Origin of the sequence: Mycobacterium sp. 94-17 (genome assembly GCF_035617725.1) — a bacterium.
Lineage (GTDB): Bacteria > Actinomycetota > Actinomycetes > Mycobacteriales > Mycobacteriaceae > Mycobacterium.
The window spans coordinates 154,677-168,305 of the sequence record NZ_JAPIYN010000004.1 but is presented as its reverse complement, the minus strand read 5'-3'; the positions used below and the strand labels follow the sequence as shown (position 1 = coordinate 168,305).

Genomic DNA, 13,629 nt, shown 5'->3' with positions numbered 1-13,629 from the left:
GGTTAGAGGCGGCGGGTGAGTGCCTCGGCGGCGGACAGCAGATCGGCGGCCCAGCGCGCGCCCGGGCGCCGGCCGATCCGATCGATCGGGCCGGAGACGGAGATGGCCGCGACGACGGCGCCGCGGCCATCGCGGACCGGCGCCGACACGCTCGCCACGCCAGGCTCGCGCTCGGCCACGCTTTGCGCCCATCCCCGCCGCCGCACTTCGGTCAGTGTTCGTTCGGTGAACTTCGCGTTGGCCAGCACCGCTTTCTGGGTGGCCGCGTCGCTATGGGCCAGTAGCACTTTCGCGCCGGACCCGGCCGTCATCGGCAGGCGCGCCCCGATCGGGACCGTATCGCGCAGGCCCGCAGCGGGTTCCAGCGCGGCCACGCAGACGCGGTCGGTGCCCTCGCGGCGGTACAGCTGCACACTCTCGCCGGTGGTTTCGCGCAGCAGCGGGAGCACCGCGCTGCTGGCGGCCAGCAGCGGATCGTTGACGTGGGCCGCGAGTTCGGTGACGGCCGGGCCGAGCAGCCAGCGTCCTTCGTCGTCGCGCGCAAGCAGGCGATGGACCTCGAGGGCGGCGGCCAGCCGGTACGCCGTGGCGCGGGGCAAGGCCGTCCGCTCACACAGTTCGGCTAATCCACAGGGTGATTGGGAGATGGTGTGGAGGATGACCACCGCTTTGTCCAGGACGCCGATACCGCTATGCTGTCTCACAAGAAGATATTAGCGTCTCGCATTCTGAGATCACAGCCCGAATGATCGGCGAGCCGCTGACGAGGCGAATTGAGGCGAGATTCGATATGGGAATCGACAACGGGGCGGCGGGGGTCGTCACCAGACCACGCACCCTGGCCGAAAAAGTCTGGGACGACCACGTTGTGGTGTCCGGTGGCGGCTCGGATCAAGGAGGGGCGCCCGATTTGATCTATATCGATCTGCACCTGGTGCACGAGGTCACCAGCCCGCAGGCCTTCGACGGCCTGCGCCTGGCCGGCCGGACGGTGCGCCGCCCCGATCTGACGCTGGCCACTGAGGATCACAACGTTCCGACCATCGACATCGACAAGCCGATCGCCGATCCGGTGTCACGGACCCAGGTCGAGACATTGCGGCGAAACTGCGCCGAATTCGGTGTGCGGCTATATCCCATGGGCGATGCCGAGCAGGGCATCGTGCATGTGGTCGGGCCGCAGCTGGGTCTCACCCAGCCCGGGATGACGGTCGTGTGTGGCGATAGCCACACCTCGACGCACGGCGCATTCGGCGCACTGGCCATGGGAATTGGCACCTCGGAGGTCGAGCACGTGCTGGCCACGCAGACGTTGCCGCTGCGCCCGTTCAAGACGATGGCGGTCAACGTCGATGGGCGGCTGCCCGACGGCGTGACGGCCAAGGACATCATTCTCGCGCTGATCGCCAAGATCGGTACCGGCGGCGGCCAGGGACATGTCATCGAATATCGGGGCAGCGCCATCGAATCGCTGTCGATGGAGGGCCGGATGACCGTCTGCAACATGAGCATCGAAGCCGGTGCCCGGGCGGGAATGGTGGCTCCGGACGAAACCACGTTCGAGTTCCTGCGCTCCCGCCCGCACGCCCCGCAGGGGGCGCAATGGGATGCGGCGATGAGTTATTGGAAGCAGCTGCACACCGACCCGGGTGCTGAATTCGACACCGAGGTCCACCTCGATGCCGCGTCGTTGAGCCCCTTTGTGACGTGGGGCACGAACCCCGGCCAGGGCGTGGCGCTGGCCGACACCGTGCCGGACCCGGAGCTGATGACCGACGACGCGCAGCGCCAGGCGGCCGAGAAAGCGTTGGCGTATATGGACCTTCGACCGGGCACGCCGATGCGTGACGTCACCGTTGACACGGTGTTCGTGGGCTCTTGTACCAACGGTCGTATCGAAGATCTGCGGGCCGTCGCCGACGTGCTGCGTGGTCGTAAGGTCGCGCCCGGGGTGCGGATGCTTGTCGTTCCGGGCTCGATGCGGGTGCGCGCACAGGCCGAAGCCGAAGGACTGGGTCAGGTTTTCACCGCCGCGGGCGCCGAATGGCGCCAAGCGGGCTGCTCAATGTGCCTGGGGATGAATCCCGATCAGCTGGCGCCGGGGGAGCGGTGCGCCGCGACGTCCAACCGCAACTTCGAAGGGCGCCAGGGTAAAGGCGGCCGGACGCATTTGGTGTCACCGGCCGTTGCCGCGGCGACAGCGGTTCGCGGCACATTGTCCGCTCCGGCCGATTTGAGCTGACGGATTCGATTGCGAAGGATGACCATGGAAGCATTTCACACCCACACCGGTATCGGTGTGCCGCTGCGGCGCTCCAATGTCGACACCGACCAGATCATTCCGGCGGTGTATTTGAAGCGTGTCACCCGAACCGGTTTCGAGGACGGCTTGTTCGCGAGTTGGCGGTCCGATCCGTCATTCATCCTCAATCTCAGCCCCTTTGACCGGGGATCGGTGCTCGTCGCGGGGCCCGATTTCGGCACGGGTTCCTCGCGTGAGCATGCGGTGTGGGCGCTGATGGACTACGGCTTCCGGGTGGTCATCTCGTCTCGATTCGGTGACATTTTCCGGGGCAACGCCGGCAAGGCGGGGCTGCTGGCGGCCGAGGTTTCTCAAGACGGTGTGGAACTGCTCTGGAAGCTCATCGAGGCGAGCCCGGGCTTGGAAATCACTGTCAATCTTCAAGATCGAAATATCACCGCGGGAACGACGGTGCTGCCGTTCAAGATTGACGACCACACCGCATGGCGTCTACTCGAAGGCCTTGACGATATCGGCCTTACGCTGCGGAAACTCGACGAGATCGAGCAATTCGAAGCGGTGTACCCGGACTGGAAACCGCGCACTCTACCCGCCTCGTGAAAGGTCGGACGACGCCGATTTACTGCTTGATCGGCTAACTAAACCGGGCCGATTTTCACGACTCCCACCGGTCAAGGGCGGCAACCGGATTGCGTAAACGAGGGCCGCTCGGCCGTGAAATTGCGCGTGGCTCTTGGAAATTTGCTGGGTGAGGGTTTACCGTGTCCACTAGTCGGTTCAAATCGAGGACCACTAGTGTCGGAGGGATTGATGAACAAGGCAGAGCTCATTGATGTGCTCACAACTAAATTGAACACGGACCGTCGGCAGGCGACCGCCGCGGTCGAGAACGTTGTCGACACCATTGTGCGTGCGGTACACAAGGGCGACAGCGTCACCATCACCGGGTTCGGCGTGTTCGAACAGCGGCGCCGCGCAGCGCGGGTTGCCCGCAACCCGCGGACCGGTGAGACGGTGAAGGTGAGGCCGACGTCCGTCCCGGCGTTCCGGCCCGGTGCACAGTTCAAAGCGGTTGTGTCTGGCGCACAGCGCCTCCCGTCGGAAGGCCCTGCGGTGAAGCGCGGTGTCGTGTCGGGTGGTGCGGCCAAGAAGACCGCCGCGAAGAAGGCTCCCGCCAAGAAGGCGGCGGCCAAGAAGGCTCCCGCCAAGAAGGCCGCGGCCAAGAAGGCTCCGGCCCGCAAGGCGGCGACCAAGGCTCCGGTCAAGAAGGCCGCGGCCAAGAAGGCGCCGGTTCGCAAGGCGGCGACCAAGGCTCCGGTCAAGAAGGCCGCGGCCAAGAAGGCGCCGGCCAAGAAGGCGGCGACCAAGGCTCCGGCCAAGAAGGCCGCGAGCAAGGCTCCGGCTCGCAAGGCGCCCGCAAAGAAGACGACCGCTCGTCGCGGTCGCAAGTAGGGCAGTCACGTCCTAGACACGAATACCCTTCGGGCGGCAGTGAAGCCCCCGAAGGGTATTCGTGTGCCAGCGGCGGTCGCAAGCGCGGCGCAGCCGGGCGCAGCGGGCCGGCGCCATTGTGCCAGCGGGTTGCGAGTACGGCCAGTGGCGCTACGCCCTCACGTTGGCGGCCAGCGCGCCGCCGATGTGGTCGGCAGCCACCAACCGGCCGTCTGACAAGGACAGCACCCACGCGCTGCCCTTGTGGTTGCGCGATTTGTCGGGCCGCACGCCGTCGCGCTCACACCACCATGCGATCAGGTCCGGAATCACCTTGCCCTGGGTGCAGACAACCGACGTGCGTTGCTGGTTGGCGATATCCAGCATTCGGTGGCGTCCGCGTTTCGCGTTCTTGGCATAGGCCTCTTCGGTGAGGGTGGGCTCGTTGAGCACGGGCACACCCAAGTCCTCGGCAAGCGGATCCACGGTCTGGTGGCAGCGGACGCGATCGGCCGCATGCACCTGTGCCGCACCGAATGCGAGTAGCTGCGGTACCAGCGCTTCGGCTTGTGCACGTCCGCGTTTGTCCAGCGGCCGCTTGGCGTCGTCGCCGGAGAAACGCGATTTGCGCCCGGCAGTGCCGTGTCGAACCACCAACAGGGTGTGGGTGTCGATGGGCTTTTTGATGAAGCGGCGCAACACTTTTCGATCTTGCCCGTAGTCAAGTTTGCGCATCGCCTCGGCAACCGGCAGCCAGACGAACTCGTCCACCTCGTTGCCCGGCACGAATTCGCCGCCGGTGGCGCGCGCCGCCCAGTAGAAGACTTTTTTGACGCCCTGGTCAATCGGATAGCTCACCAAGTCGAGCCGCCTGCCCAGGACGGCGCACTGACCCGTCTCCTCGTGCACCTCGCGCACGGCGGCCACCGGAGCCGTTTCGCCCGGATCCACCTTGCCCTTGGGCAGTGACCAGTCGTCGTACCGGGGACGGTGAATGACGGCGATCTCGATGTCCTGGCCGCCGTCGCGGTCGCCCGGGTCGCTGTCGCCCGGGTCGCTGTTGGCCGGTCGCCACAGCACCGCGCCGGCGGCGTAGACGACGCGGCTTCCGGAGCGCCGTGCGGCGGACGAATTCTGGGTCGGCACCTCAACTCCTGCAGATCAATTCAGCTCAGAGCCGCAAGCGTGATCGGGATGCGGCCGGAGAAACAACCGGAAATCACCGCACAGAGCTAGGGACTGCGATGGCGCTCCATCAACGATACTTGGTGGTCGCGCACAGTATGGCCCGCTTGCGGCGACGGCGTCCACTGCCCGTCGGGCCCCAATTCCCAGCAGCGGGTGGACGGATTTAGTGCAGATTCGAACAATTCGTCCAGCTGTGCGGTGAGTTTCGGGTCCTTGACCTGAGCCAGCACCTCCACACGCCGGTCGAGATTGCGGTGCATCATGTCGGCGCTGCCGATCCAGAACTCGTTGATGTTGCGGAAATGGATGATTCGCGAGTGCTCCAGGAAGCGGCCGAGAATCGAGCGTACGAAGATGTTTTCGGAAAACCCCTCGGCGCCCGGACGCAGCGCACAGATGCCACGCACCACGACCTCAACCCGCACGCCGGCCTGCGAGGCCCGGTAGAGGGCATCGATCACCTGCTCGTCGACTAACGCGTTCATCTTCAGGCGGATGCGCCCGTTGCCGCGTTCGCGGTGCGATTCGATCTCGCGCTCGACGCGTTCGATGATGCCGGAACGTATTCCGTGCGGCGCCACCAGCAGATTGCGATAGGAGACCTTGCGCGAATAGCCGGTAAGCGAATTGAACAAATCGGTGAGGTCCGCGCCGATATCGGGGTTCGCCGTCAGCAGGCCGACATCCTCATACAGGCGTGCGGTTTTGCTGTTGTAGTTGCCGGTTCCGATGTGGCAGTACCGCCGGATGGCCGAACCTTCGCGGCGCACCACCAAACAGGTCTTGCAGTGTGTCTTGAGGCCGACGAGCCCGTACACGACATGTACGCCCGCCTGCTCGAGTGCGCGCGCCCAACGGATGTTGGCCTGTTCGTCGAAGCGCGCCTTGATCTCGACGAGTGCCACGGCCTGCTTTCCGGCCTCGGCCGCTTCGATCAGCGCGCGCACGATCGGCGAATCGCCGGAGGTGCGGTACAGCGTCTGTTTGATCGCCAGCACGTTGGGGTCCGCGGCGGCCTGCTGGATGAACCGCTGCACGCTGGTGGAAAAGGAATCGTACGGGTGGTGCACCAGCACGTCGCCTTCGCGCAGCGTCGCGAAAATACTCTTGGGAGACTCGCGGTCGGCGAAGGCGGGGTGGGTGTCCGGGACGAATGCCGGGTCCTTGAGCGCAGGCCGGTCCAGGCCGTAGATCTGCCACAGCGACGAAAGGTCGAGCAGGCCGGGAACTTCGATGACGTCACCGGGATCCACATCGAGTTCGCGCAGCAGCAGTTCCAGCATTCCCTCGGTCATGTCGTCGGCGATCTCGAGTCGCACCGGCGGGCCGAACCGCCTGCGCGCCAATTCCCGTTCCAGCGCCTGCAGCAGATCCTCGTCGCGGTCTTCTTCGACTTCCATGTCGGCGTTGCGGGTGATGCGGAAAGCGTGATGCTCCACGATCTCCATGCCCGGGAACAGAAGAGGGAGGAATGCCGCGATCAGCTCTTCCATCGGAAGGTAGCGGACGATGGTTCGCCCGTCGTCCCCGCTGTTGATCGCAGGGAGCTCGACGAAGCGATCGACATTGTTGGGCACCTTGACTCGGGCGAAGTGCTGACCTCCGTCCTCGGGCTGACGCACCATGACCGCCAGGTTCAGGCTCAGCCCGCTGACGAACGGGAACGGGTGCGCGGGATCGACGGCCAGCGGCGTCAGGACGGGGAAGACCTGTTCGGTGAAATAGGCCGACAACTCGTCGCGCTCGCCCTGATCGAGGTCCGCCCACGTGACGATGTGAATGCCTTCCTCGGCGAGCGCCGGCCGCACCGAATCGAGGAACACCCGCGCGTGCCGGGTCGCGATCCGCTGAGTCTTTTCCCCGATGAGGGCGAGTTGCTTGCGCGGCGTCAGACCGTCGGCCGAGCGGACCGACAATCCCATCTCGTCGCGGCGCTTGAGGCCGGCGACGCGCACCATATAGAACTCGTCGAGGTTGGAGGCGAAGATCGCCAGGAATTTGGCGCGCTCCAGCAGGGGCAACGAGTTGTCGTCGGCCAGCGCCAGCACGCGGGCGTTGAAGTCGAGCCAGCTCAGTTCCCGGTTGAGGTAACGATCCTCCGGCAGATCGGTCAACGTGGCCTGGGTCGCAGCCGGTGGTGCGGCCACGTCCGAGTCGCCTGAATGCCACAAATTCTCGTCGGGTCGCGCCTCGGCTTCTATTTCAGTCACCCTGCGATCATTGCTCATCACGCGCGGGTGCTGCTAGCGCCCGGGCGACATCCATTCGCCGTTGGGGTGACGTTCACCCGGCGGACAGCTCTACCCGCGGTGATCGAGATCAGTGCGTCGCGATGGCCCGGGTGGTCGCGGGCCCCACCCCCAGGCGACGGGCGGCGGCGAGGTCGTTGGGAGTGTCGACATCGCATCGCAGGCCGGGCCATGCGCCGGTCAGCTCGATCGCGCCCGAACTGCGGTGCCGCGCCGAGGAATCGGGCCCGAATTGCGGGTCGAGTGCGCTGCCGAACGCAAACAGCGCAGCCGTGCCGGTCGCCAGCCGGTCGGCGACGAAGCTGCGCCGGTGCTGGCGTGCGGCGGCGATCGCCTCGTTCAGCTCCTGAGTCTGCAACGCTGGCAAATCCCCTTGCAGCGCAACAACATTGGTGAAGGAACCGCCCACCGCGCGTTCCGCGGTGGCGATGGCGGTGTTCAGCGGATCGGGGTGACCCTCGGGTGTCGGGTCGGCCACCACGTCGGCGCCCAGCTCGGTGGCCGCGGCGGCTGCGGCGTCGTCGGGCGTGATCACGGTGATCGAGCCCAGGGATCGGACACGTCCGGCGGCGGCCAGGGTGTCGAGCAGCATGGCGAGCACGACGCGCTCCCGGGTGGGCGCCGAAAAGACCGGCGCCAGCCTGGTCTTGGCCGCGGCCAACCTCTTGACGGCGATGATCAACGCCACATCGCCTGTGCCGTCGGCTCGTGTGTCGATCATGAGACCTCATCCTGCCAGCGACCCGCCCGCCCGCTCGCGTGACGCCCGGTCCATCGCTGATCTAGGGTGTAGCGGCTGCACGCGCCGCGTGAGCAACACAGACCACGACAGGGGGTGGCACATGACCGGCGCATCGTCGGGCACCGTCGCGGTCATGGGCGCCGGCGCCTGGGGCACGGCCCTGGCCAAGGTGCTGGTGGACGCCGGGGGACCGGAGGCGGGGGTCACGCTGTGGACGCGGCGCCCCGAGCTCGCCGAACAGATCAATTCCACCCGGTGCAACCCCGACTACCTGCCCGGCACGTTGCTGCCGGCGGGCATCCGGGCCACCTCCGACGCCGCCGAAGCCCTGCGCGACGCCTCAACGGTGCTGCTGGGCGTGCCGGCGCAGACGATGCGCGGCAACCTCGAGCGCTGGGTGGCGCTGATTCGCGAGGGCGCGACCCTGGCCAGCCTGGCCAAGGGCATCGAGCTGGGCACGCTGATGCGGATGAGTCAGGTCATCGTCTCGGTCACCGGCGTCGACCCGTCTCAGGTCGCGGTGATCTCGGGGCCGAATCTGGCCAGCGAAATCGCCGCATCCCAGCCCGCCGCCACCGTCGTCGCCTGCAGCGACTCGGGCCGGGCCGTCGCGCTGCAGCGCATGCTGAACAGCGGCTACTTCCGCCCGTACACCAATAGCGACGTGGTCGGCACCGAGATCGGCGGGGCGTGCAAGAACGTCATCGCTCTCGCGTGCGGGATGGCCGTCGGTGTCGGGCTCGGCGAGAACACTACGGCGGCGATCATCACGCGCGGACTGGCCGAGATCATGCGGCTGGGGATCGCGCTCGGCGCCAAGGGAGCGACGCTGGCCGGACTGGCCGGCGTGGGCGACCTGGTGGCCACCTGCAGCTCACCGCATTCGCGGAACCGTTCTCTGGGCGAACGGCTCGGCCGGGGAGCAACCATCCAGTCGCTGCTGGGCGGCACGCCCGACGGAGACGAAGGGCAGGTCGTCGAGGGTGTGACGTCCTGCGAGGCGGTGCTGGCACTGGCCGCCAGTTACGACGTGGAAATGCCGCTGACCGACGCCGTGCACCGGGTGTGTCACAAGGGGTTGTCGGTCGACGAGGCCATGGCCCTGCTCCTGGGCCGCAGCACCAAGCCCGAATAAAAGATTGATGCCCGAATAAAAGATGAAAGGCCAGGTCGCGGCCCGCCACCCGAGGGGACCACGGGCCACCCGGTAGCCTCTTGAGATTGTGAATGCCAGCCAGCGGGTGCGCGTCGCCGTCGTCTTCGGCGGGCGCAGCAACGAGCACGCCATCTCGTGCGTCTCGGCCGGCAGCATCATCCGCAACCTGGACCCGGAGCGGTTCGAGGTGGTCGCGGTCGGCATCACTCCGGAAGGTTTGTGGGTGCTCACCGACGGCGACCCCGCCGCGCTGGCGATCACCGACCGGCAACTGCCCGAGGTGACCGCCGCGGCCGGAACCGAACTGGCGCTGCCCGCCGATCCGCTGCGCAGCGGCCAACTGGTGTCACTGGCACCAGGGGCCAACGAGGTGTTGGCGTCGGTCGACGTGGTGTTCCCGGTGTTGCACGGCCCCTACGGCGAGGACGGCACCATCCAGGGTCTGCTCGAACTCGCCGAGGTGCCCTACGTGGGGGCGGGCGTGCTCGCCAGCGCGGCCGGAATGGACAAGGAGTTCACCAAAAAGCTGTTCGCCGCCGAAGGTTTGCCGATCGGCGACTTCGCGGTGCTGCGCCCGTCGCAGGCGGGGCTGGGCCCCGCGGAGTGCGCGCGGCTGGGGCTGCCGGTGTTCGTCAAACCCGCGCGGGGCGGCTCCTCGATCGGTGTGAGCCGGGTGACCAGCTGGGATCAGCTGGACGCAGCCATTGCGGCCGCGCGCCGGCACGACCCCAAAGTCATTGTCGAGGCCGCGATCGTCGGCCGTGAGCTGGAATGCGGCGTGCTCGAAATGCCGGACGGGACAGTAAAAGCCAGCACGCTGGGTGAAATCCGGGTGGCCGGGGTGCGCGGGCGCGAGGATTCCTTCTACGACTTCTCGACCAAATACCTCGACGACGCAGCCGAACTGGACGTGCCCGCCAAGGTGGACGACGAAATCGCCAACGCGGTGCGCCAATTGGCGGTCCGGGCGTTCAAGGCGATCGACTGTCAGGGTCTGGCCCGGGTCGACTTCTTCCTCACAGAAGACGGGCCGGTGCTCAACGAGATCAACACGATGCCGGGATTCACCACGATCTCGATGTTCCCGAGGATGTGGGCGGCCAGCGGCATGGATTACCGGGCCTTGCTGGCGACGATGGTGCAGACCGCGCTGGCCCGCGGGGTGGGGCTGCGCTAACCGGGCCGACGCGGCTGACCGGGGTCGATGGGCGCCGCCGGGATGCTGCGGTCTATCACCTCGGACAGCCGCTGAATCGGCGTCGGGCCCGACCCGGTCGGCAGCGTGAGCGCCACATAGACCCCGCGATCCACCGTGTACCAGGTGGATCTGCCCGCGTCGCCGGCGGATTGCTGGTCGGAACGCACCTGAAACCACTGCACCCGATCGACGGCCTGGATAGGGGATCCGAGGACGAATTCGGCTGGGCGGTCCAGCCCGCAACGCAGCACCACCGGGTCACCGTCCGGCCCGCTGCGCCACGCGGCGGCGCCGTGCGGGGCCGGCTGTTCGAGGGGCGCGCGCTGGTAATTGCCGAGCCGCTGCGGCAGCGCACCCATCAGGGCCCTGCACGCGGGGCCATCGGCCTGCGGCGCCGGGACGGCGGGAACGGCGACCGAACGCGGGGGCGTCTCACGACTGGCCGCGATGGCCAGGATCACGCCGATCGTTGCGACGGCCAGCGCGATCGCGACGACGATCAGCGCGCGCGACGGCCCGGCATCGGCATCCGATTCGGTTGCCACCGCAGCACACCTCCCGCCTCCGCTCACCACTATCGCCCGCAGTCGCCCGCGTGCCAATTTATTCTCGGGCCGAAACGCCGTCGCACGGGCACGGGGTTCTACACTGGCGCGGTCCGACGTGCGGGCGGAACCATCGCGGGCCCCGGCGCCGTGACGCGCCGAAGGAGGTGGCGTGCAAGACGAATCGGACGAGTCCCCGTCGTTGCGGCAACTCGGCGAGTTCGCCGTGATCGATCGCCTGGTGCGGGGCCGCGAGCAGCCGCCCGCGGTCGAGCTCGGGCCGGGCGACGACGCTGCGGTGGTGGCATCGCGGGACGGCCGCGCCCTGGTGTCGACCGACATGCTGGTGCAGGATCGGCACTTCCGGCTGGACTGGTCGACGCCGCACGACATCGGCCGCAAGGCGATTGCGCAGAATGCCGCGGACATCGAGGCGATGGGCGGGCGGCCGACGGCATTCGTGGTGGCCTTCGGCGCGCCCGCCGACACCCCCGCTGCGATGGTGGGCGCGCTGGTCGACGGGATGTGGGACGAGGCGCACCGGATCGGTGCGGGCATCGCCGGCGGTGACCTGGTCCAGTGTCGCCAGTGGGTCATCTCGGTGACGGTGCTGGGCGACCCGGACGGACGCGCACCGGTGCTGCGATCGGGCGCCAAGCCCGGCGCGCTGATCGCCGTCGCGGGTGAGCTGGGCCGATCTGCCGCAGGATTCGAGTTGTGGCGCAACGGTATTGACGACTTCGACGAGCTGCGCCGGCGGCATGTGGTGCCGCAGCCACCTTACGGTCAGGGAGCGGCGGCTGCGGCCGGGGGTGCGCAGGCGATGATCGACGTCTCCGACGGGCTCGTCGCCGACCTGCGTCACGTCGCCGAGGCGTCTCGGGTGGGCATGAACCTGTCGACGTCGGCGCTGGCCGCGGACCGCGATGCGGTTGCAGGCGCCGCGGCCGAGGTGGGCGCCGACCCCTGGGAGTGGGTGCTGGGCGGCGGCGAGGACCACGCCCTGGTGGCGTGCTTCGCCGGTTCCGTGCCCGGCGGATGGCGCATCGTCGGGCGGGTTCTCGACGGGCCGGCCCGGGTGCTCGTCGACGATCGGGAGTGGAGCGGCAACGCCGGCTGGCAGTCGTATTAGGGTGACGCGGTGACCGTTTACGCGATCGCGGGGAGCCGACGATGACCGCGCGTCCGTTGGGTGAATTGGTCGAGCCGGGCTGGGCCGGCGCACTGCAGCCGGTAGCCGATCAGGTGGCCGGGATGGGGCAGTTCCTGCGGGCCGAGATCGCGGCCGGGCGCCGGTATCTGCCTGCCGGGCAGAACGTTCTGCGCGCCTTCAGCTATCCCTTCGACGACGTCAGGGTGCTGATCGTCGGGCAAGACCCGTACCCCACACCGGGACATGCTGTGGGCCTGAGTTTTTCGGTGGCGCCCGAGGTGCGGCCGCTGCCGCGCAGCCTGGCCAACATCTTCCAGGAGTACACCGCGGACCTGGGGCATCCGGCGCCCTCGTGCGGTGACCTGGCCCCGTGGGCGCAACGCGGTGTGCTGTTGCTGAACAGGGTGCTCACCGTGCGCCCCGGTAATCCCGCCTCGCATCGCGGCAAGGGTTGGGAGGCGGTAACCGAATGCGCCATCCGGGCGCTGACGCAACGCTCGCGCCCCCTGGTGGCGATTCTGTGGGGCCGCGACGCATCGACGCTCAAACCGATTCTCGCCCAAGGGAACTGCGTCGCCATCGAGTCACCGCACCCGTCGCCGCTGTCGGCCTCGCGCGGGTTTTTCGGTTCGCGCCCGTTCAGTCGCGCCAACCAACTGCTGGCCGAGATGGGTGCCGACGCGATCGACTGGCGCCTGCCCTGACCCAAACTTGCGGCGCTCGGCGTCCGCCGAGCGCTTCTGTCGCCTGCTTGTCGCCGAGCGTCACGCCAGCGTGACGCTCGGGGTCCAATGCCACGCTGGCGTGACGCTCGCCGAGAGGAAGGGACGGCGTGAGGTTCGGCGCCCGCCGGCGGCGAACAGGCGGTACGTGATCAGTCCGCGAAGTTGACGTCCTTCGTGACGGCCTTCCACTGCTCGATCGACGCAGACATCGCAGTGATCTTGTCCCGCATGGCCTTCAGCACATCGCGACCCAGCAGCAGCCGCAGCGGCGGGTCATCGAGCGTGGTCACCATCAGCACCGCCACGGCGACCTTGCGCGGGTCGCCGGGCAGGTGATCGGCGAACTGCTTGATCAGGTCCTTGCGCGCCGCCACGTCGGCGTAGTCGGCGATCGGCCTGCCCGACTCCTTCATCGACCGCGTCGCCCAGTCGGTGCGGAACGCGCCCGGCTCGATGGCGGTGACCTTGATGCCCAGCGGCCCCACCTCCTGGGCCAGCGCTTCGGTGAGCGCCTCCAGCGCGAATTTGGTCGACGAATAGTAGGCGTTGGGTGGGTTGGCCACCAGGCCGGTCATCGAGGAAATGTTGATGATGTGCCCCGACCCGCGGGCGCGCATGGCCGGCAGCACCGCCTTGATCATGTCGACGGCGCCGAAGTAGTTGACGTCGAACAGCTTGCGCACCTCGGCGTCCTCTCCCTCTTCCACCGAGGACAGGTAGCCGTGTCCGGCGTTGTTGACCAGGACGTCGATGCCGCCGAACGCCGTGCCGGCCGCCGACACCGCCGCCGCGATCTGGGCGGCGTCGGTCACGTCGAGGGCGACGGGCAGGGCGCGTTCGCCGAATTCGCCGGCGATGTCGTCCACCGCCTCGGCCCGCCGCGCGGTCACCACCACGTTGTGCCCGGCTTGCAGTGCGGCGCGCGCGATTTCGCGACCGAAGCCGGTGGAGCATCCCGTGACCAGCCAGCGCGACATCG

13 protein-coding genes are annotated in these 13,629 nt (G+C 67.8%); 7 read left to right on the top strand and 6 right to left on the bottom strand.

The features are described 5' to 3' along the window. Positions 1-2: 2 nt before the first annotated feature. Complete coding sequence (locus OQ789_RS07080) at positions 3-704, bottom strand: IclR family transcriptional regulator (RefSeq protein ID WP_324684501.1); 702 nt, start codon at positions 702-704, stop codon at positions 3-5. 86 nt (positions 705-790) lie between these two features. On the opposite strand from OQ789_RS07080, the gene leuC reads away from it, so the two are divergent. The 3 genes from leuC (at position 791) to OQ789_RS07065 (ending at position 3,715) form a co-directional block, all read left to right on the top strand. After that, the gene (gene leuC, locus OQ789_RS07075) at positions 791-2,242 is read left to right on the top strand and encodes a 3-isopropylmalate dehydratase large subunit (RefSeq protein WP_324684499.1); all 1,452 of its coding nucleotides are present in this window, start codon (positions 791-793) and stop codon (positions 2,240-2,242) included. A gap of 24 nt (positions 2,243-2,266) precedes the next feature. After that, positions 2,267-2,863: a 3-isopropylmalate dehydratase small subunit gene (gene leuD, locus OQ789_RS07070; RefSeq protein ID WP_324684497.1), complete on the top strand. Its 597-nt coding sequence runs from the start codon at positions 2,267-2,269 to the stop codon at positions 2,861-2,863. A 210-nt stretch (positions 2,864-3,073) separates the two neighbouring features. Further along, positions 3,074-3,715 (top strand): HU family DNA-binding protein, encoded by a 642-nt coding sequence (locus OQ789_RS07065; RefSeq protein WP_324684495.1) that lies wholly within the window; start codon positions 3,074-3,076, stop codon positions 3,713-3,715. A 150-nt stretch (positions 3,716-3,865) separates the two neighbouring features. On the opposite strand, the gene OQ789_RS07060 is transcribed toward OQ789_RS07065, so the two are convergent. From OQ789_RS07060 to cofC, 3 genes are all read right to left on the bottom strand, one after another. Continuing rightward, positions 3,866-4,840, bottom strand: coding sequence for an NUDIX hydrolase (locus OQ789_RS07060; protein ID WP_324684493.1), 975 nt, complete (start codon positions 4,838-4,840; stop codon positions 3,866-3,868). A gap of 86 nt (positions 4,841-4,926) precedes the next feature. Next, positions 4,927-7,113, bottom strand: a complete 2,187-nt coding sequence (locus tag OQ789_RS07055) for an RNA degradosome polyphosphate kinase (protein WP_324684491.1) — start codon at positions 7,111-7,113, stop codon at positions 4,927-4,929. Positions 7,114-7,201: 88 nt separating this feature from the next. Continuing rightward, positions 7,202-7,852, bottom strand: a complete 651-nt coding sequence (gene cofC / locus OQ789_RS07050; protein WP_324684489.1) for a 2-phospho-L-lactate guanylyltransferase — start codon at positions 7,850-7,852, stop codon at positions 7,202-7,204. A gap of 121 nt (positions 7,853-7,973) precedes the next feature. Here cofC and OQ789_RS07045 point away from each other — a divergent pair, with 121 nt between their 5' ends. Both OQ789_RS07045 and OQ789_RS07040 read left to right on the top strand, forming a co-directional pair. Continuing rightward, on the top strand, positions 7,974-9,008 hold the full coding sequence (locus tag OQ789_RS07045) for an NAD(P)H-dependent glycerol-3-phosphate dehydrogenase (protein ID WP_324684487.1): 1,035 nt from the start codon (positions 7,974-7,976) through the stop codon (positions 9,006-9,008). Between the two features lie 88 nt (positions 9,009-9,096). Further along, positions 9,097-10,206: a D-alanine--D-alanine ligase family protein gene (locus tag OQ789_RS07040; RefSeq protein ID WP_324684486.1), complete on the top strand. Its 1,110-nt coding sequence runs from the start codon at positions 9,097-9,099 to the stop codon at positions 10,204-10,206. Here OQ789_RS07040 and OQ789_RS07035 read toward each other — a convergent pair. Continuing rightward, on the bottom strand, positions 10,203-10,772 hold the full coding sequence (locus OQ789_RS07035; RefSeq protein ID WP_324684484.1) for a DUF3515 domain-containing protein: 570 nt from the start codon (positions 10,770-10,772) through the stop codon (positions 10,203-10,205). The two genes, OQ789_RS07040 and OQ789_RS07035, sit on opposite strands and share 4 nt — an antisense overlap. A 172-nt stretch (positions 10,773-10,944) precedes the next feature. Here OQ789_RS07035 and OQ789_RS07030 point away from each other — a divergent pair, with 172 nt between their 5' ends. Beyond that, a complete protein-coding gene (locus OQ789_RS07030; RefSeq protein ID WP_324684482.1) occupies positions 10,945-11,904 on the top strand; it encodes a thiamine-phosphate kinase in 960 nt (319 codons plus the stop codon). 41 nt (positions 11,905-11,945) lie between these two features. After that, positions 11,946-12,629 (top strand): uracil-DNA glycosylase, encoded by a 684-nt coding sequence (locus tag OQ789_RS07025; RefSeq protein WP_324684481.1) that lies wholly within the window; start codon positions 11,946-11,948, stop codon positions 12,627-12,629. 170 nt (positions 12,630-12,799) lie between these two features. Here OQ789_RS07025 and OQ789_RS07020 read toward each other — a convergent pair whose 3' ends face one another. Continuing rightward, a complete protein-coding gene (locus tag OQ789_RS07020) occupies positions 12,800-13,627 on the bottom strand; it encodes an oxidoreductase (RefSeq protein ID WP_324684480.1) in 828 nt (275 codons plus the stop codon). Positions 13,628-13,629: the final 2 nt, after the last annotated feature.